This is a genomic window from Parasphingorhabdus sp. SCSIO 66989 (assembly GCF_032852305.1).
GTDB lineage: Bacteria > Pseudomonadota > Alphaproteobacteria > Sphingomonadales > Sphingomonadaceae > Alterisphingorhabdus > Alterisphingorhabdus coralli.
Genome location: NZ_CP136594.1, coordinates 2061346 through 2079457, shown reverse-complemented (window position 1 = coordinate 2079457; position 18112 = coordinate 2061346). Strand labels below are relative to the sequence as shown.

At 56.6% G+C, this 18112-nt stretch carries 14 protein-coding genes and 1 tRNA gene; 7 read left to right on the top strand and 8 right to left on the bottom strand.

The genetic code is table 11. The features are described 5' to 3' along the window. Positions 1-66: 66 nt before the first annotated feature. On the top strand, positions 67-393 hold the full coding sequence (trxA, locus tag RB602_RS09650; protein WP_317080352.1) for a thioredoxin TrxA: 327 nt from the start codon (positions 67-69) through the stop codon (positions 391-393). 166 nt (positions 394-559) lie between these two features. On the opposite strand, the gene RB602_RS09645 is transcribed toward trxA, so the two are convergent. Then, positions 560-1372 (bottom strand): inositol monophosphatase family protein, encoded by an 813-nt coding sequence (locus RB602_RS09645; protein ID WP_317080351.1) that lies wholly within the window; start codon positions 1370-1372, stop codon positions 560-562. Next, on the bottom strand, positions 1372-2595 hold the full coding sequence (gene argJ, locus RB602_RS09640) for a bifunctional glutamate N-acetyltransferase/amino-acid acetyltransferase ArgJ (protein ID WP_317080350.1): 1224 nt from the start codon (positions 2593-2595) through the stop codon (positions 1372-1374). Before argJ ends, RB602_RS09645 begins: the two co-directional genes overlap by 1 nt. Here argJ and RB602_RS09635 point away from each other — a divergent pair. Together RB602_RS09635 and secA are read left to right on the top strand one after the other, a co-directional pair. Then, positions 2594-2986, top strand: a complete 393-nt coding sequence (locus RB602_RS09635; RefSeq protein ID WP_317080349.1) for a hypothetical protein — start codon at positions 2594-2596, stop codon at positions 2984-2986. The two genes, argJ and RB602_RS09635, sit on opposite strands and share 2 nt — an antisense overlap. Before the next feature lie 104 nt (positions 2987-3090). Next, complete coding sequence (gene secA / locus RB602_RS09630; RefSeq protein ID WP_317080348.1) at positions 3091-5859, top strand: preprotein translocase subunit SecA; 2769 nt, start codon at positions 3091-3093, stop codon at positions 5857-5859. Positions 5860-5911: 52 nt separating this feature from the next. On the opposite strand, the gene RB602_RS09625 is transcribed toward secA, so the two are convergent. Both RB602_RS09625 and RB602_RS09620 read right to left on the bottom strand, forming a co-directional pair. Further along, positions 5912-5986 (bottom strand) — tRNA-Asn (locus RB602_RS09625). A 67-nt stretch (positions 5987-6053) separates the two neighbouring features. Beyond that, complete coding sequence (locus tag RB602_RS09620) at positions 6054-6830, bottom strand: NAD kinase (protein ID WP_317080347.1); 777 nt, start codon at positions 6828-6830, stop codon at positions 6054-6056. Positions 6831-7089: 259 nt separating this feature from the next. Here RB602_RS09620 and RB602_RS09615 point away from each other — a divergent pair, with 259 nt between their 5' ends. Continuing rightward, a complete protein-coding gene (locus tag RB602_RS09615) occupies positions 7090-8550 on the top strand; it encodes an EAL domain-containing protein (RefSeq protein WP_317080346.1) in 1461 nt (486 codons plus the stop codon). Here the strand turns inward: RB602_RS09615 and mfd are convergent. Both mfd and RB602_RS09605 read right to left on the bottom strand, forming a co-directional pair. After that, the gene (gene mfd, locus RB602_RS09610; protein WP_317080345.1) at positions 8547-12035 is read right to left on the bottom strand and encodes a transcription-repair coupling factor; all 3489 of its coding nucleotides are present in this window, start codon (positions 12033-12035) and stop codon (positions 8547-8549) included. The genes RB602_RS09615 and mfd overlap by 4 nt on opposite strands. Positions 12036-12040: 5 nt before the next feature. Beyond that, entirely contained in the window at positions 12041-12322 is a 282-nt protein-coding gene (locus tag RB602_RS09605) for a succinate dehydrogenase assembly factor 2 (protein ID WP_317080344.1), read from the bottom strand. Between the two features lie 105 nt (positions 12323-12427). Here RB602_RS09605 and recG point away from each other — a divergent pair, with 105 nt between their 5' ends. Beyond that, the gene (gene recG / locus RB602_RS09600) at positions 12428-14479 is read left to right on the top strand and encodes an ATP-dependent DNA helicase RecG (protein ID WP_317080343.1); all 2052 of its coding nucleotides are present in this window, start codon (positions 12428-12430) and stop codon (positions 14477-14479) included. A 112-nt stretch (positions 14480-14591) separates the two neighbouring features. Here recG and RB602_RS09595 read toward each other — a convergent pair whose 3' ends face one another. Both RB602_RS09595 and tyrS read right to left on the bottom strand, forming a co-directional pair. After that, complete coding sequence (locus RB602_RS09595) at positions 14592-14930, bottom strand: PilZ domain-containing protein (RefSeq protein ID WP_317080342.1); 339 nt, start codon at positions 14928-14930, stop codon at positions 14592-14594. A 91-nt stretch (positions 14931-15021) separates the two neighbouring features. Then, positions 15022-16251 carry a tyrosine--tRNA ligase gene (tyrS, locus tag RB602_RS09590; RefSeq protein WP_317080341.1) on the bottom strand — a complete coding sequence of 410 codons (1230 nt, stop codon included), beginning with the start codon at positions 16249-16251 and terminating at the stop codon, positions 15022-15024. 93 nt (positions 16252-16344) lie between these two features. Here tyrS and RB602_RS09585 point away from each other — a divergent pair, with 93 nt between their 5' ends. Then, on the top strand, positions 16345-16899 hold the full coding sequence (locus RB602_RS09585) for a DOMON-like domain-containing protein (protein ID WP_317080339.1): 555 nt from the start codon (positions 16345-16347) through the stop codon (positions 16897-16899). A gap of 2 nt (positions 16900-16901) precedes the next feature. Further along, the gene (locus RB602_RS09580) at positions 16902-18107 is read left to right on the top strand and encodes an exo-beta-N-acetylmuramidase NamZ family protein (RefSeq protein WP_317080338.1); all 1206 of its coding nucleotides are present in this window, start codon (positions 16902-16904) and stop codon (positions 18105-18107) included. The last annotated feature ends 5 nt before the right edge of the window (positions 18108-18112 follow it).

Sequence of the window (18112 nt, the reverse complement as noted above, 5' to 3'; positions counted from 1 at the left end):
GTAGCCGCATGCCCTTGCGCTTTGGCGATCAGGGCCTAGTTTCAGGTACAAGTAAGGAGACATATAATGGCGACAAAAGCAGTAACCGACGATAGTTTTCAGTCCGACGTATTGGGTGCGGATGGCCCGGTATTGGTCGATTTCTGGGCAGAATGGTGCGGTCCGTGTAAGATGATCGGCCCGGCGCTCGAAGAAATCAGCGATGAAATGGCCGACAAGGTGACCATTACCAAGGTCAATATCGATGATAACCCAGATGCTCCGGCTAAATATGGCGTGCGCGGTATCCCGACCATGATCCTTTTCGACAAGGGCGAGAAGGTTGCCGAGAAAGTTGGGGCAGCACCGAAAAGCCAGCTTAAGGATTGGCTTGAGGGTGCACTTCCCGGCTGAGCCTGAATCTCCCCTCCTCTTCAGAGGAGGGGCAGTGAGACCTAGGGCCGTAAGGCCCTTAGTCGCAGCGGGGTGGTGCTGCGACAAATGAAGAATTCGCTGGCGCGAACTCGGCTTCGCCTCGCCACCACCCCAACCCCTCCTCTGAAGAGGAGGGGCACTTTGTTTATAATCCCCTCTCAAACAGTTCCACCGCCTGTTCCCATATGGCCGGATTTGACGCTCCCAGCATGCCTTTGCGATCATCGCCGGGGCGGTATTCGCTGCCATCCCAACGTGCTGCTTTGCCGCCGGCTTCGTTGAGAAACAGCACACCGGCGGCATGATCCCAGGGCAGGGTGCGCTCAAAAATTGTCAAATGATGCTGGCGCTGTACCAACAGCAGATATTGCTCGGCTGAGCAATTGGGTATTGGCATCAGCTCATAGTGTTCCTCGGCAATGGCAAGCGCCTTTTCGCGTTGTTGCTCGGTCATGTAGCGCATCGCCAGTGCGGCATTGGGGCGCTCCGGTAGGTTAGAGCTGATACGGACCTGTTCGCTGTCGATAAATGCACCTGCACGATAATGTGCGTGGCAGATACGCTTGCGCACCGGATCGTAAATCCACCCTGCAATAGTGCGATTATTCTCTGCCAGCGCGACAATCATGCCGAAAGGTGTATTGCCCGCAGCATAATTGCCGGTGCCGTCAATCGGGTCGATAATCCATGCTTGTGGCGCGCCAGCTTGAGCCTTTAATGACGGGTCTGACTCACAGGCTTCTTCACCGACAACCACAGCGTCGGGCAGCAATTTTGCAAGGCCTTGATGCAGTGCTTCTTCGCTAAGCTGATCCGCCTTTGTAACAAGATCACCGGGCGACTTTTCGGCAATATCCGCCGCGCCGAGATTGCGGAAATAGGGCATTACCAGATCATCGGCGACCTGACGCAGCAACTCAGTAACGGCGCGATCCAGCGGATGGGGTCTCGCTGCCATCAGCTACGATAATCCGCATTGATACTGATATAGCCATGGGTCAGATCGCAGGTCCACACCGTGGCTCGGCCATCACCGAGGCCGATATCGACGCCGATTTCCACCTCAGGCTGTTTCAGATGTGCGGTTGCTAAAGCCTCATCATAATCATCAATGGCACGGCCTTCCCGCGCGACCCATTGATTGCCGAAGCGAATGGCAAGCTGGTCGCGGTCGGCGGGTTGTCCGGCTTTTCCAACGGCCATCACCACCCGGCCCCAATTGGCATCTTCTCCGGCGATGGCGGTCTTGACCAGTGGGGAATTGGCAATGGCGAGGCCGATCTGTCGCGCGCTGGCGTTATCGACTGCGCCGGAGACTTGCACCGCGATAAACTTGCTCGCGCCTTCGCCATCGCGGACAATCTGATGCGCCAGGTCTTCACACACCTGCTTCAGTGCGGAAGCAAAGGCATCGGCACCCGGATCATCATAAGAGGTGAGGGGGGCATTGCCTGCCTTGCCTGTTGCGAAGAGCAATACCGTATCGCTGGTGGAGGTGTCGCTATCGACAGTGATGCAATTGAAACTGCCGCTATTGGCGTCGGAAAGCAGTTGCTGGAGAAATGCAGGCGCAATCGCGGCATCGGTGAAGATATAGCCGAGCATGGTCGCCATATCGGGCGCGATCATGCCTGAACCCTTGGCAATGGCGGACAGGGTTATGCTACGGCCATCAACAATCGCGCTGGCGGTCGCACCTTTGGGAAAGGTGTCGGTGGTGGTTATGGCCTGTGCTGCGTCGCGCCAGCTACAGGGAGATGCGGTCAAGATTGACCGGACACCGGCTTCGGCACGATCCTTGGGCAACGGAACACCTATTACCCCCGTGGACGAAACGAAAACCCGTTCCTTTGGGCATTCCAAATAGTCCGAGACCTGCGCCATAATCGCTTCGACAGCTTCACGCCCACGCGCGCCGGTAAAGGCATTGGCATTGCCTGCATTGACAATCAGCCCACGTGCTTGTCCCTGTTTGATCTGTTCGCGGCCCATTTCGACCTCGGTAGAGCAGCAGATATTGCGGGTGAACACACCTGCTACATGGGTGCCTTCTTCTAAAGCGACGAAGGTTAGGTCTGCCCTGTCCCAATCCTTATAACGCGCATGCGCCAGTCGCAGTGTCACGCCGTCAATATCAGGCATTTCAGGGAAGGGCACAGCAAGCGGTGAAGTCTCTAACATGGTGCCCGTGATAGCCAGCTTATGGTTTTCGGCAAGAGCCTTTGAAAAACTGCGCGCTCCACCATGGACCAACGGCGCGAATGTCCCTATATGGCGTTCCATGCTGACGAATATGTCACGAGCGTTGATTTGCCTGTTGGTGCTGCTGAACGGTGTTTCGGTGGCGCATGCCGCATGTCCGGCCGAAGCAGCCGCAGAAATGCTCGACAGCGCGGCCATCGGGCAGCAGCCGGCAGCCAATGCCGCACATTATCAGCAATTTGAAGCCGTTAGCCGCGATGTGCGCCACCAGCCATTGGCGGTTCTGGGCGTTGCAGCGCCCGTGCTTCCGGTCGATCCAGCGGATACTCACTCCAGCCCGCCGATCCGTCACGATCTTTCACGCGAATAACGCGCCAATAGCGGCTACCCCCGCTGCTTAACCAGTAATTGTATTTTGTCTGCCATAGGATTGCGCAGGCTATCCCCCATCTGAATATCGCAAGGAATCCCGCCATGTTTGGTAATCTGGCAAAAAATCTCTTTGGTTCATCCAATGACCGTTATGTCAAATCGCTCGGCAAGATCGTTAATCAGATCAACGCTTTAGAGCCTGATATGCAGGCGCTTTCAGACGATGAGCTGAAAGCCAAAACCGGCGAGTTTCGCGAGCGTGTGGCCAATGGTGAAGCGCTCGATGCTATCCTGCCCGAGGCCTTTGCTGTCGTGCGCGAGGCATCAGTCCGCGTAACCGGTATGCGCCATTTTGATGTGCAGCTGATTGGCGGCATTGTGCTGCATCGCGGCGAAATCTCTGAAATGCGCACCGGTGAGGGTAAAACGCTGGTGGCGACACTGGCCTGTTATCTCAATGCAATTGAAGGCAAGGGCGTGCATGTCGTTACCGTCAACGACTATCTCGCTGCGCGTGATGCCGAATGGATGGGACAGATTTATCGCTTTCTCGGCCTCACTACCGGGGTGATTGTTCCCAATCTGCAGGAAGAAGAGCGCATCGCCGCTTATGCTGCGGATATCACCTATGCCACCAATAATGAGCTGGGTTTCGACTATCTGCGCGACAATATGAAGCATGATCGCAGCCAGATGGTGCAGCGGCCATTCAACTTCGCGATTGTTGACGAGGTTGACTCGATCCTGATCGATGAGGCGCGGACACCGCTGATCATCTCTGGCCCGACCGATGACAAGTCCGAGCTTTATGTTGCGGTCAATGAGGTCGTGCAGAAGATTGAAGAAGAAGATTATGAGAAGGACGAGAAAACCCGCAATATCTCGCTAACCGAGGACGGCATTGAGAAAGCCGAACGTCTGCTCGAAGCGGCGGGGCTATTGGTTGGCACCAACCTTTATGATTATGAGAACACCCAGGTCGTGCATCATCTTGATCAGGCGCTCAAAGCCAATGTGATGTTCAAGCGCGACACTGATTATATCGTCAAGGATGATAAGGTGGTCATCATTGACGAGTTTACCGGGCGCATGATGGATGGCCGCCGCTGGTCCAATGGTCTGCACCAGGCGGTTGAGGCCAAGGAAGGCGTGGCGATCAAGCCGGAAAACCAGACGCTCGCCTCGATTACCTTCCAGAACTATTTCCGTATGTACCCCAAGCTGTCGGGCATGACCGGCACCGCGGCGACCGAAGCAGCGGAATTCTTCGACATCTACAAGATGAATGTCGTCTCCATCCCCACCAATGTGCCGGTGCAGCGCATCGATGAGGAAGATGAGTTCTACAAAAACACGCAGGACAAATTCCAGGCGATTGCCAAGGCGATTGCTGAGAAGAACGAGATTGGCCAGCCGATACTGGTCGGCACCGTCTCGATTGAGAAGTCCGAACTGCTGTCGGAATATCTCAATCAGGAAGGCGTGAAGCATGAGGTGCTGAATGCGCGCCAGCATGAGCGCGAGGCGCATATTGTGGCGCAGGCCGGGCGTATCGGCGCGGTGACCATTGCCACCAATATGGCGGGTCGCGGTACCGATATTCAGCTCGGTGGTAATCTCGATTTCCGCATCGAAGATGAACTAGGCCACATGCCCGAGGGCCCGGAGCGCGATGCGGCTGTCGAGAAGCTGAAAGCCGAGATTGCCGAAGAGAAACAACGCGTTCTTGATGCTGGTGGCCTTTTCGTCCTCGGTACCGAGCGGCATGAAAGCCGCCGTATCGACAATCAGTTGCGTGGCCGCTCCGGCCGTCAGGGCGACCCCGGACTGTCGCGCTTCTATCTCTGCCTGGAGGATGACCTGCTGCGCATCTTCGGTCCGGATACGCTATTTGCCAAGATGATGAACAAGAACCTTGCCGATGGTGAGGCGATTGGCTCCAAATGGCTCTCCAAAGCGATTGAAACAGCGCAGAAAAAGGTCGAAGCGCGCAACTATGATGTGCGTAAACAGGTGGTTGAATATGATGATGTGATGAATGATCAGCGCAAGGTCATTTATGAGCAGCGCGCCGAGATTATGGATGGCGAGGATGTGTCGGAAGACATTGAGAATATGCGCCTCGATACCGTCAATGCCGTGGTCTATCGCAATTGCCCGGTGGGTTCCTATCCCGAGCAATGGGATGTTGATGGGCTGAAGAAGGATCTCGATGAGGTTTTTGCACTGTCACCCGATATCGATGGCTGGATGGAAGAGGACGCATTGGCGCAGGATGTTCTGGAAGAACGGATATCCGAGCTCAGCGAAGGCTCATTAAAAGAGAAGATTGCCAATCTTGATGATGAGCTATGGGGTTCGATCCAAAAGTCGATCATGCTGCAGACGCTGGATCATAACTGGAAAGAGCATCTCTCGACGCTCGATGCGCTGCGTCAGGTGGTGTTCCTGCGTGCCTATGCCCAGAAAACCCCGCTTAATGAGTATAAGCAGGAAGCCTTTGGCCTGTTTGAGCGGATGCTCGAGGTGATCCGCGAGGAAGTGACCAAGACGGTGATGACCAGCGAATATCGCGTGGCCGAGCCGGAACCGCTGCCCGATCTGCCGGATTTCCTTACGACGCATATCGATCCGCTGACGGGCGAGGATAACAGCAATGATATCGATGGCGGTACACGCGGCACTGTCTCCAGTGCCCTGCCGCCGCGCCAAAGTCCGGCGGGTGTCGTTCCGGGGGCAGGCGTGCTGACCGCTGATCCGGTCGATGCCAGCGAGGGCAATCCCTATGCGCATATGAATATCAGCCGCAACGCGCCATGCCCCTGTGGATCAGGCCGCAAATACAAGCATTGCCACGGCGCGCTGGGGTAATCCCCGCGCCGGGCTGCGCTGGCCTCTAAAGGCTGGCAATGTCAGAAAGAAATGGCTCCCCGAGTTGGATTCGAACCAACGGCCGTTCGATTAACAGTCGAATGCTCTACCGCTGAGCTATCGGGGAGTGGCTTCACGATTTCTCCGAAGCGAGGCGGCCCTATAGCAACGCTTTTTCCGGTTTGGCAAGCCCTTCAGACAACAAATTGTTCCATCGCGATACGATCATCCAGGCTATGCTCGGGATCAAACATTAAAGTCAGGCTTCTGCGGCTGTCTTTGCGGATGTTGATCTCGCAGATATCGCGGATTTCCTTTTGGTCAGCGACGACGCTAACCGGACGTTTCGCGGGTTCCAGCACCTTGATGCTGATTTCTGAGCTGTCCTGCAAAATCGCGCCTTTCCAGCGGCGGGGCCTGAATGGGCTGATGGGTGTGAGGGCCAATAGCGGCGAACCCAGCGGCAATATCGGGCCATTGGCAGAGAGATTATAGGCAGTAGAGCCTGCAGGCGTTGCGACAAGCACACCATCGGCCACCAGCTCCGGGATTCTGACCCGACCATTGACCGAAACTTCCAGCTTCGCCGTCTGCCTTGTTTCGCGCAGCAGCGATACCTCATTGATAGCGGGATAGGTGAACGTCTCGCCATCCATGGTGCGCGCGGTCATGCTGAGCGGGATCACGGTGAGATGTTTTGCCTTATCGAGGCGCCTTGGGAAATTCTGCAGCGAATCCTTCCAGATATTCATCAGAAAGCCGACTGTGCCGCGATTGAGGCCAAAGACCGGGATAATTCGCTCATTGGCGAGCATCGAGTGCAGCACTTGCAGCATAAACCCGTCACCGCCGAGCGCGACTACTCGCTCTGCCTCTTCCATAGGACACCAATCAAAGCTCTCGCGCAGTTTTTCGGCAGCTTCAGTGGCGTCGGCTGTAGAAGAGGCCATCAGTGCGGTTTTGCCTAACATATTCGGGTCTCCGGCACTGTGCATAAGATGAAATGACAAATCAGCTTTGGCTTAAGTTATAAGCTGTTAATGCTAAAGCTATAGAAACATTGGCCACATCTGTCGAGCGCAGCACAATGGTGGGAGCAAAGCACTGACTTCGATTACGATCCTGCAAGCCGAGCAGCATCAGGACAATGCTCACGCTATTCAGCAACTGTGTAACAGGCTGGAGCAGGCGGGTTTCGTTATCCTGTCGTCCGATGAGGATGAGGCAGATGTGGGTCTGGAGATTATAGATCATGACGGGGCAAGAGGTATCGATATTGCTCCGATATCAGCCAGGATCACTCTCCCGGTGCTAATGGAAGGCTCTGAGAGCACCAGCATCCGCAATGGCGCAGATCATCTTTTTATCGATGATGGGCCGCAGCGTATCAAGGTCATTATCGAACAGGCTCTTACAAATCTGACGCTGGTCGCTGATGATTTTAGTCAAGACAGCAAAGCACAGGCTTTATCTTGGCTCGCCTGTAGAGACCATGCACATCAATTTGCCATGGGGATCGCTTTTCAGCGATTGTCTCTACTCAATGCCCATAATGACCGCGCGAAAGTGGATGCTATGCTTGCGTCCTTGCGCGAGCGCATATTGCGGTTTGCTACTGACTGCAGCAGCCATGACATTGCGATCTTCCGGCATGATCGGGGGTTCTATCTGCTCGCCGAAACGCTGCGTGACCGGCATAAATGGAACTGGATGGCGGAAGAAATCGTCACCATGCTGCACGACAACAGCCTGCTGGATGATAGCGCTGTGTCTATCGGTGCGCAGATCGCATTAGCATCGCGCAAGGAGTCCGAAACGCCAGAGCAATTACTGGGCCGGTTGGATGCGGGAATGGATGGCCTGTTTGGAGATGTTTCGGTTCTGATCAAATGGGTTGATCGCGGCAGCGACTTACCACCGCCGCGTGAGGCCAATCTGGAAAATGATCTGGCGCGTGCGATTGACAGGGAAGAGATTATCGTCCGTTTTCAGCCGCAATTTGCCATGGCCAATGGCCATCTGACAGGGGTTGAGGCTCTGGCGCGATGGCAGCATCCGGAGCTGGGAGAGCTGGGCGCGGCGACTCTTTTCGCCGTCGCCGGCCGCGCCGAGATGGTGCAGCCGGTGTCTGACTATATACAGCGTAAGGCTTTACAACATGCCGCGGCTTGGCCTGAGGCTTTATCCGATGTCCGGCTTTCGGTGAATCTGACGGCTCAGGATCTCGCTATCCCCGGATTTGCCGACAGCATGATCGAAACGGTGCACAGTTCGGGTTTTGATGCTGCGCGTCTTACGGTGGAGATCACGGAAACTGCTCTGATCAGCGATCTAAAGCGCGCTTCGCGGCTATGTGAAAAGTTGCGTGAGACGCATATGCGGGTGGCGATTGATGATTTTGGTACCGGCTATTCCAGCCTGTTATACCTCAAATCGCTGCCGCTCGATTATCTCAAAATCGATGGTGCGATCAGCCGCGATATTGAGGGCTCACCGCGCGACCAAACGATTGTGCGCTCGATCATCGCACTGGGTTTGGCACTTGATCTGGAGGTGATTGCCGAGGGTGTAGAGAATGTCGCACAACGCGATCATCTCGCTGAAGAAGGCTGCCATTATTATCAGGGCTTCCTTGGTGGTGAAGCGCTTGATAATGCTGACTTTATTACCTTCGCCATGCGCGCGAATTAGGCTGCCTTGCTCGCCACTCCAGCTAGGCCACGTGACAATTGCATTAGGCCGTTGAGCCGCGATTGCGGGTCGCGCCAGACGCGGGCTATCATCAGCTTCTGGTCGGGTCGGATTTTGGCGACACCTTTCAGCCGTTCGACATAGGCCAGTAGCCCCGGCACATTGGGGAATGTGTCTTGATGGAAGGTGACCACTGCGCCGCGCGGGCCGACATCGATCTTGGAGATACGCGCGGTCAGGCAGTTGAGCTTGATGCGCATGATCTTGAGCAGGTTTTCCGTCGGTGAAGGGATCGGCCCGAAACGGTCGATCAATTCAGCGGCAAAGGCCTCAACCGCGGCGGTATCCTCCAGCTTGTTGAGGCGGCGATAGAGCGCCATGCGCAGGCCGAGATCGGGGACATAGTCTTCGGGGATCAGGATCGGCGCATCCACGGTGATTGAGGGCGAGAAGGCTTCCTCGCGCATATCATCGGCGAGGTCGCCCGTTTTGGCCTCGATAATCGCCTCTTCGAGCATAGCCTGGTAGAGTTCAAAACCGACCTCGCGGACATGTCCTGATTGCTCGTCACCGACCAGATTTCCGGCGCCTCTAATGTCCATATCATGGCTGGCCAACTGGAAACCGGCCCCCAGGCTATCGAGATCGCTCAGCACCTTGAGGCGTTTTTCAGCCGTCTCGGTCAGCACCCGGTTTTCCGGTGTTGTAAAATAGGCATAGGCGCGGGTCTTGGAACGCCCGACGCGACCGCGAAGCTGATAGAGCTGGCCGAGGCCAAAACGATCAGCGCGATGGATGATCAGGGTATTCGCCGTCGGGATATCCAGCCCGCTTTCGACTATGGTGGTGGAAAGCAACACATCATATTTGCGCTCGTAAAAGGCAGACATGCGTTCCTCGACGACTGTCGCCGACATCTGGCCATGCGCGGTGATCGGTTTGACCTCTGGCACGACCTCTTTGAGGAATTCCTCCATATCCTTGAGATCGCTGATGCGAGGTACGACGAGGAAGCTCTGGCCGCCGCGATAATGCTCGCGCAGCAAGGCCTCGCGCAGCACCACCGGATCCCAGGGCATGACGTAGGTGCGCACCGCCAGCCGGTCGACGGGTGGTGTCTGGATCACCGAAAGGTCGCGCAGGCCTGTCATCGCCATTTGCAAAGTACGCGGAATTGGTGTGGCCGTCAGGGTGAGGACATGGACGGTGTTTTTAAGCTGCTTCAGCCGTTCCTTATGGGTGACGCCGAACTTCTGTTCTTCATCAATAATCACAAGGCCAAGCCGCTTAAAATCGAGCGATTTAGCGAGCAGTGCATGGGTGCCGATGGCGATATCGACAGTGCCATCGGCGATACCGGCACGGGTCGCCTTAGCCTCCTTTTCCGGCACCAATCGTGACAGTCTTCCAACATTGACCGGAAATCCGCGAAAGCGTTCTGCAAATCCGGCATGGTGTTGGCGCGCGAGCAGGGTGGTGGGCGCGATTACCGCGACCTGTAACCCTGACATAGCTACCGCATAGGCGGCGCGCATTGCCACTTCGGTCTTACCAAAGCCGACATCACCGCAGACGAGGCGATCCATCGGTTTGCCATCGCCTAGATCATCGAGAACCTCGGCAATCACCCGTTCTTGATCCTCGGTTTCTTCATAAGGGAAACGGTCGACAAAAGCCGCATAAGGCGTGGCATCCAAACCAATCCGTTCGGCACTACGCAGGGCGCGTGCAGCGGCGGTTTTCATCAGCTCGCCAGCAATAGCGCGGATGCGGTCTTTGAGCTTGGACTTGCGGCGCTGCCATGCCTCACCTCCCAGCTTATCCAGCGATGCACCCTCGCCATCGCTGCCATAGCGGGTGAGGACATCGATATTCTCCACCGGAACATAGAGCCGATCGTCATTGGCATAGGTGAGGGCGACGCAATCATGCGGGCTTTCGCCGACGGGGATGGAAATCAGGCCGTCATAGCGGCCAATACCATGCTCGACATGCACTACCAGATCGCCGGTCGAGAGAGTCGCCAGTTCGCTGAGGAAAGTCTCGGCCTTTTTGCCCTTGCGGCTGCGGCGCACCAGACGGTCGCCAAGCAGATCCTGTTCAGTGAGCAGTTCCAGACTGTCATTGGCGAAGCCTGTCTCCGCCGCCATGGTCAGCATCGCGGTCTTGCCGCTTCGCGCTATGGCAAGCGCGCCTGGCCAATCGCTGGCAACTGCGATATCGCCCAGGCCATGTTCTTCCAACAGGCTCTGCTTCCGGCTGCGTGAGCCATCGGTGTAGCTGGCAATGATCGTCGCCAGACCCTTGGCTTTGTTATTGCCGATATGCTGGGTGACGGCGGTGTAGATGCTGCCCCCATTGCTACCCATTGCCTTGCGTTCCGGTGCAAAGTCGCGACCGGGCGAGAAGCCCATATCGATCACGCCGTCACTCTCCGGCTCATGGAAGGGCGAAAGCTGATGCGCCGCAACATTAGCGATTAGCGCGTCGAGTTCGTCCTTGCTGGCATACAGCGTATCGGGCGCCAGCGGGCGATAGGTGGTATTGTCGCGGGCCTGTGCTTCTATGCGGCTGTTATAATAGTCCTGAATCGCCTCAAAGCGCTGCTCCATGGCAATCGCCGCGCCATTGTCGCGCAGGATCAGGTCGTCCGCGTCAAAATGTGCAAATAGCGGTTCAAGCCGTTCCTCGAAAAGCGGCAACCAATGATCCATACCGGCCAGCGGGCGGCCTTCACTGACCGCTTGATAGAGCGGATCGCTGGTGCCCTCTGCGCCATGCAGTTCGCGATAGCGGCTGCGGAAGCGTGTGATATTGTCTTCATCGAGTACTACTTCAGATGCAGGGAGAAGCTGATAGCTCTCTATACTCTCCACCGTCCGTTGGCTGGCCGGATCGAACAGGCGGATGGTCTCAATCTCATCACCGAAGAAATCAAGCCGCAGGCCATGTTCCGCGCCGGACGGATAAAGATCAACAATCGACCCGCGCACGGCATATTCGCCAAAATCGGCGACAGTATCGGTGCGGCTATAGCCCAGACCCTGCAAATGCCGGATCAGCGCTTCGCGGTCGCATTGTTCGTCTTTTCGCAGCGTTCTGGCAAAGGCACGGATGCGAAACGGCGTCAGGTTGCGCTGGATCAGCGCATTGGCAGTGGTGACGACCAGCTTAGGGCCTTTTTCCAGACCTTGTTCCAGTGCGTGCAGAGTTTCCAGTCGCGCTGCCGAAACCGCCGCAGAGGGCGAGGAGCGATCATAGGGCAGGCAATCCCATGCCGGGAGTGTCGCAATCTTCAGATCAGGCGCCATTTGCGCCGCAATCTGCGCCGTTGCCGCCATCGCCGAATCATCAGCCGCGACAAACACAATCCGCTCCTTATGCTGGCGCGCCAGATCGGTGAGGATCAACGGCACTGCCCCCGGCGGGCTGCCGCAAAGGGTCAGGGGCGCCGTCGCCGACGCGATCTGTTGGTAAACGGACATGGCGTTCAGGTTCCCGGAATCTCGATATAGTCGAGCTTCTGCATCGCTGCCATTTGTGGCCCGTCAAATTCGGGCGGCACCGGAGCCATTTTCATCGCCCAGGCCATGATATCCACATCCTCACAGGCGAGCAGCCGGTCAAACCATGCCCGGTCGGCATCGCTCCACTCGGCATGATAGCGATCAAAAAACCCGCCCACCATATAGTCCGCCTCACGCGTGCCGCGATGCCATGCGCGGTAACGCTGGCGTCCGTCATTATGGTCATTCGGGCTGGGCGTATCCATGGGTTGCGTCTTTCTTGCTGCGCGTCTTGCCGTAATGCAGGGCCAATGCCATAGCGGCCTTATGCGCAAAGGTCATCAACTGCGGTTTGGACGAGTTACATAATCATGCGCCCGCCGATCCTCAATCCGCTATTTGCTGCCGTGGACAGCATCAAGGGCATTGGACCCAAGCTAATGAAGCCGCTCGACCGGCTCAATATCGCGACGCTCCGCGATCTGATTTTCCATCTGCCTAATGATTATCGCATGCGGCACCATCTCACCGAGTTGGATGAGGCCTATGTCGGCCAATATGTCGTGCTCGACCTACTGGTTACCAGTGTACGCGAATCTGCAGGACGTGGGCCGACGCGGATATTGGCGCAGGATGATCTGGGCAATGTCATGGCGCTGGTGTTTTTCGGCCGCAATGGCGGATGGGCGCGGCGGCAATTGCCCGCCAATGAGAAGCGCCGCGTCTCCGGGCGGCTCGACCGTTATGGCGATATGCTGCAGATTGTGCATCCCGATCATATCAGCCCGGTGAATGAGGTGGTGAATGCAGTAGAACCGATTTACCCGCTGGCGGATGGGCTGACGGCCAAGAAGCTCCATTTCAGCATCACAGAGGCCATGGCGGATGTGCCCGAACTGCCCGAATGGATTGAGCCCGGATTGCATGCGCGCGAGCAATGGCCTGCCTGGCGCGATGCCTTGCATCTGGTGCATCAGGATCGCCATGATGTGGCGCGTTCAAGGCTTGCCTATGATGAGATATTTGCCGGGCAACTCGCCTTTGCTCTGCTGCGCAAAAGCAATCGCCGCCAGCAAACCCGGCCGCGCCCCGGTGATAAACGGCTGACCGATGCGCTGGAGTTGCCTTATAGCCTGACCGGCGCGCAGCAGCGTTCGATATCCGAGATTGCTGGCGATATGGCCAGTGAAACGCCAATGCTGCGACTGCTGCAGGGCGATGTTGGCTCGGGCAAAACCGTAGTGGCGGTAATGGCGATGCTGCAGGCGATTGAGTCGAGCGGGCAAGCGGTTCTGCTCGCGCCGACCGAGATATTGGCGCGGCAGCATTTTGACGGAATCAGCGAGATGCTGCGCGGCCTGCCGGTCGAGGTCGAGGTCCTGACCGGGCGCGACAAGGGCAAGGCGCGCGAGGCCAAACTGATGGGCATTGCCGATGGTTCGATCCAGTTGATTATCGGCACCCATGCGGTGTTTCAGGATGCGGTGATCTATCATGATCTCGCCTTAGCGGTAATTGATGAGCAGCACCGTTTCGGCGTCAATCAAAGGCTATTGTTGGTCAAAAAGGGCAAGGCGCCGCCGCATATGCTGACCATGACCGCGACGCCAATCCCGCGCACACTGACGCTCAGCCAATTTGGTGAAATGGATGTATCGCGCCTCGATGAAAAGCCGCCAGGCCGTCAGCCTATCGAGACTCTGGTGCTGAGCGAAAACCGGCTTGATGAGCTGGCCGATGGTTTGGCGCGGCATATGGATGGCGGCGGCCAGGCCTATTGGGTCTGTCCGCTTGTTAACGATAGCGAGCAGGTCGATGCTGTCGCCGTCGAGACCCGCTTCGCCATGTTGCAAGCGCGTTTTGGCGACAAGGTCGGACTGGTCCATGGCCAGATGCCTGCCGAGCGCAAGGACGCCGAGATGGAGCGCTTTGTCGCCGGGGAAACGCAGATTTTGTGCGCCACCACGGTGATTGAGGTCGGCGTCAATGTCCCCAATGCAACGCTGATGATTATCGAAAGCGCCGAACGCTATGGACTGGCCCAGCTACACCAGCTGCGCGGGCGGGTCGGGCGCGGATCGGATAAATCGCGCTGCCTGTTGCTTAGGGGCGATAATCTCAGTGAGACAGGCCGCGAAAGGCTGGCGCTGATGCGCAGTTCGCAGGATGGTTTTCATCTCGCAGAAGAGGATTTGCGGCTGCGCGGAGCAGGGGAGTTGCTCGGCACACGACAATCGGGCGATGTTGGATATCGCCTGGCCACGCCGGAACAGGTGCACACCCTGATCGGCACAGCGCATGATGATGCGCGACTGCTGACCGAGACGGATCCAGAACTGGTATCAGAACGCGGCGAAGCGGCGCGTATTGCCCTCTATCTTTTTGAACGCGATTACGGCGTACGGCTTTTGCGCGGGGGATAAAGCATATAGATTACCGTTCGTGTCGAGCGTAGTCGAGACGCTGCTCTCCACTCGCATTGACCTCTCGACTTCGCTCGAGGTGAACGGAAACTTGGGATACTAAAGCCGGGGATTAGCGGTATTTCCTGACGGTCGCGCGCGGCTGCATCGCTTCGACCATATCGATAAAGTCGTTCGGGCGCAGGATGCGCTCAAACTGGAAACCGGAGCGACCACCCAGCGACCAGATCAGATGCGCTTCAATCATTCCGGCGACGGGAAGCCGCAGCGACAGGCGCTCACCTTTTTGCAAAGGCATGTCGCCCTCGGTCATAAAACCATTGGCGGAGACGTTGACGATATGCGCCTTGATGTCGCCGAGACTGCGATGCTCGCCGATAACCACAAAGTCGACACTGTGGCGCGCAGCGGCGCGCTGATCCATTACTGAAAGGTTTGCACCTTTGCTCATCTGCTCTCTCCGGCAATAGTCGATTGATGCACTATTGCAGACAACGGTAAAGATGCGGTGAATGCGACTGTTACGCCTTAGGGTCCTGACCCTAGTTGGCCGTGATTATTCCGTGCTTCTTCTTGCCGACAGAGAGTTTTCTTTCTTCAGATGTAGGGGACAGGAGCAGCTTTTCATCGGCGACCTTGTCGCCGTCGATCTTTACGCCTCCGCCCTTGATCAAGCGCTTGGCTTCGCCTTTGCTCGCGGCGAAACCGATGGTAACCAACAGATCGGTTATCGGCATATCCGTTTGCGCGACGCTGACTTTCGGCAAGTCTTCCCCCAGGCCGCCACCGGCAAAGGTCGCCTGTGCCGTTGCCTCGGCCTGTTGCGCCGCCTCTTCGCCATGACATAGCGCCGTTGCGGCATTGGCCAGTGCCAGCTTGGCGGTATTGATCTCTGCGCCTTCCAGTGCTTCCAGCCGGGCAATCTCATCCAGTGGCACATCGGTGAACAGACGCAGGAATTTGCCGACATCGCGGTCATCGGTGTTGCGCCAGAACTGCCAATAATCATAGCTGGAGAGCATATTGTCATTAAGCCAGATCGCGCCATCGACTGATTTGCCCATCTTGCTGCCATCGGCCTTAGTGATCAAAGGCGTGGTGACGCCAAACAGCTCGGTACCATCAATGCGCCGTGCCAATTCCATACCATTGACGATATTGCCCCATTGATCCGATCCACCAAGCTGCAACCGGCATCCATGGCGGCGCGCAAGCTCCAGAAAATCATAAGCCTGCAGGATCATATAGTTGAATTCGATAAAGGTCAGCGGCTGTTCGCGGTCGAGACGCAGCTTCACCGAATCGAATGTCAGCATCCGGTTGACCGTGAAATGCCTTCCCACATCGCGCAGCAACTCAATATAGCCGAGCTTGCCAAGCCAATCGTCATTATTGACGAGAATGGCGTCAGTCGGCCCATCGCCAAAGGTCAGAAATCTCTCAAAGGTCGACTGGATCGATTTGATATTGCTGGCAATATCGTCCTCAGTCAGCATCTTGCGGACATCATCCTTGCCTGAAGGGTCGCCGATTTTGGTGGTGCCGCCGCCCATAACGACGATCGGCTTATGCCCCGCCTGCTGCACCCGGCGCAGCAGCATGATCGACACCAGATTGCCGACATGCAGCGACGACGCTGTGGCATCAAAGCCGATATAAGCCGGCACAATCTGTTTCGCGGCCAGTGCATCAAGCCCTTCCGCATCGGTCGTCTGATGGATATAGCCGCGCTCATCAAGGGTTTGGAGCAGTGATGATGTGTAGTTCGTCATGCGGCGCCCACTAGCATGAAGACTTCGCTACTGCCACAGAGTTGTCGCCAGGCTTTTTCTGCCATAAAGCGAAGCAGGAGATATCGGGAGGCAGTGATAAAGCACGAATACAATCTGGCATCGCATGACAGTGCGCCATCCAGTACTGTGTGTGCTGTGAAGGCGGAACTGGAACGTAAAGGCGCGCGCCAGATTGGCGTTCGTTACACCATCGATGCTGATCCTGCCGTGCTTGATATTCCTGATGATGTAAAGGCTGTTCGCAAAGATTATCTCTGGAAAACAACTTGTTGCGAACTATTCCTTCGGGACTTAGACGGCCCCGGATACTGTGAATTTAACTTTTCTCCCTCCACCTGCTGGGCTGCCTACCGCTTTGATAGTTTTCGCAGCGGTATGCGTGATTTGCCGCTAGGGATATCGCCTATCGTAACGGTCCAGGAAGATAGTCGCATTTTGCAGATTGATGCGCTTTTGGATTTTGCAGGAGCAGAGTTGCCTGCGCAGTTAGATGGCGCTTCACTGGGCTTGACAGCTGTGGTTGCCGAACGTGATGGCACCAGTTCCTACTGGGCGTTGACGCATCCTTTCCCGAAACCCGACTTTCACCATGCTGATGGCTTTATTGCCGAGCTTCCCGAGGAATGACCATGCAATTTGGAATTGATCGCTTGCTGGCTGAGCCGGAACTGCGGGCTCCGCTTAAGGGCAAGCGTGTCGCACTACTAGCGCATCCGGCTTCTGTAACGGCTGATCTGACACATAGCCTTGATGCGCTTATGGCCTGTGAGGATATCAATCTCACCGCTGCTTTTGGCCCGCAACATGGGCTGAAAGGCGACAAGCAGGACAATATGGTCGAGACCCGCGACGAGACTGATCCGGTCTATAATATCCCGGTGTTCAGCCTTTACGGCGAAGTGCGGCGACCGACTGGACAGTCGATGCAGACTTTCGATGTGATTCTGATTGATCTTCAAGACCTTGGCTGCCGTATCTACACCTTTGTCACAACCCTGCTCTATATCCTTGAAGCGGCGGCCGAGCATGGCAAAGCGGTCTGGGTACTCGACCGGCCCAATCCTGCTGGCAGGCCGATTGAAGGGCTGAGCCTGCTGGAAGGACAGGAGAGTTTTGTCGGTGCAGGGCCGATGCCGATGCGCCACGGTCTGACTATGGGTGAGATGGGACGCTGGTTTATCGACCATTTCCAGCTCGATGTGGACTACCAGGTAATAGAGATGACCGGATGGCAACCCGATGCCGCGCCCGGCTTTGGCTGGCCGACTGACCGCATATGGGTCAACCCCAGCCCCAATGCCGCTAACGTCAATATGGCGCGGGCCTATGCCGGGACGGTGATGCTGGAAGGCACGACATTGAGCGAGGGCAGGGGTACCACCCGCCCGCTCGAGCTGTTCGGCGCACCGGATATCAACGCACGTGACGTCATGACGGAGATGGAGCGCATGGCTCCTGAATGGCTGAAAGGCTTCGCGCTGCGTGAAATCTGGTTTGAGCCGACATTTCACAAGCATGTCGGCCAACTCTGCCATGGTGTGCATATCCATGCTGAACAGGGCTTCTACGACCATCACGCATTCAAGCCTTGGCGACTGCAGGCGCTGGCCTTCAAAGCCATCCGCCAGCTCTACCCGGATTATCCGCTCTGGCGTGATTTTCCCTATGAATATGAGCTCGATAGGCTCGCCATTGATGTGATAAACGGCGGTCCTGCGCTGCGCGAATGGGTGGATGACGGAGCGGCAGAACCGGGTGATCTTGACGCTATGACGTCACATGATGAGCAGGCTTGGGCCGAAACTATTGCATCGCATACAATCTATTCCGGTTAGAGCAG

Coding starts and splice junctions, on each gene's coding strand:
- recG (WP_317080343.1), top strand. CDS start 12,428: ATGCGCCCGCCGATCCTCAATCCGCTATTTGCTGCCGTGGACAGCATC.
- RB602_RS09620 (WP_317080347.1), bottom strand. CDS start 6,830: ATGTTAGGCAAAACCGCACTGATGGCCTCTTCTACAGCCGACGCCACT.
- argJ (WP_317080350.1), bottom strand. CDS start 2,595: ATGTTAGAGACTTCACCGCTTGCTGTGCCCTTCCCTGAAATGCCTGAT.
- RB602_RS09635 (WP_317080349.1), top strand. CDS start 2,594: ATGGTGCCCGTGATAGCCAGCTTATGGTTTTCGGCAAGAGCCTTTGAA.
- RB602_RS09605 (WP_317080344.1), bottom strand. CDS start 12,322: ATGGATACGCCCAGCCCGAATGACCATAATGACGGACGCCAGCGTTAC.
- RB602_RS09580 (WP_317080338.1), top strand. CDS start 16,902: ATGCAATTTGGAATTGATCGCTTGCTGGCTGAGCCGGAACTGCGGGCT.
- tyrS (WP_317080341.1), bottom strand. CDS start 16,251: ATGACGAACTACACATCATCACTGCTCCAAACCCTTGATGAGCGCGGC.
- mfd (WP_317080345.1), bottom strand. CDS start 12,035: ATGTCCGTTTACCAACAGATCGCGTCGGCGACGGCGCCCCTGACCCTT.
- RB602_RS09645 (WP_317080351.1), bottom strand. CDS start 1,372: ATGGCAGCGAGACCCCATCCGCTGGATCGCGCCGTTACTGAGTTGCTG.
- secA (WP_317080348.1), top strand. CDS start 3,091: ATGTTTGGTAATCTGGCAAAAAATCTCTTTGGTTCATCCAATGACCGT.
- RB602_RS09595 (WP_317080342.1), bottom strand. CDS start 14,930: ATGAGCAAAGGTGCAAACCTTTCAGTAATGGATCAGCGCGCCGCTGCG.
- trxA (WP_317080352.1), top strand. CDS start 67: ATGGCGACAAAAGCAGTAACCGACGATAGTTTTCAGTCCGACGTATTG.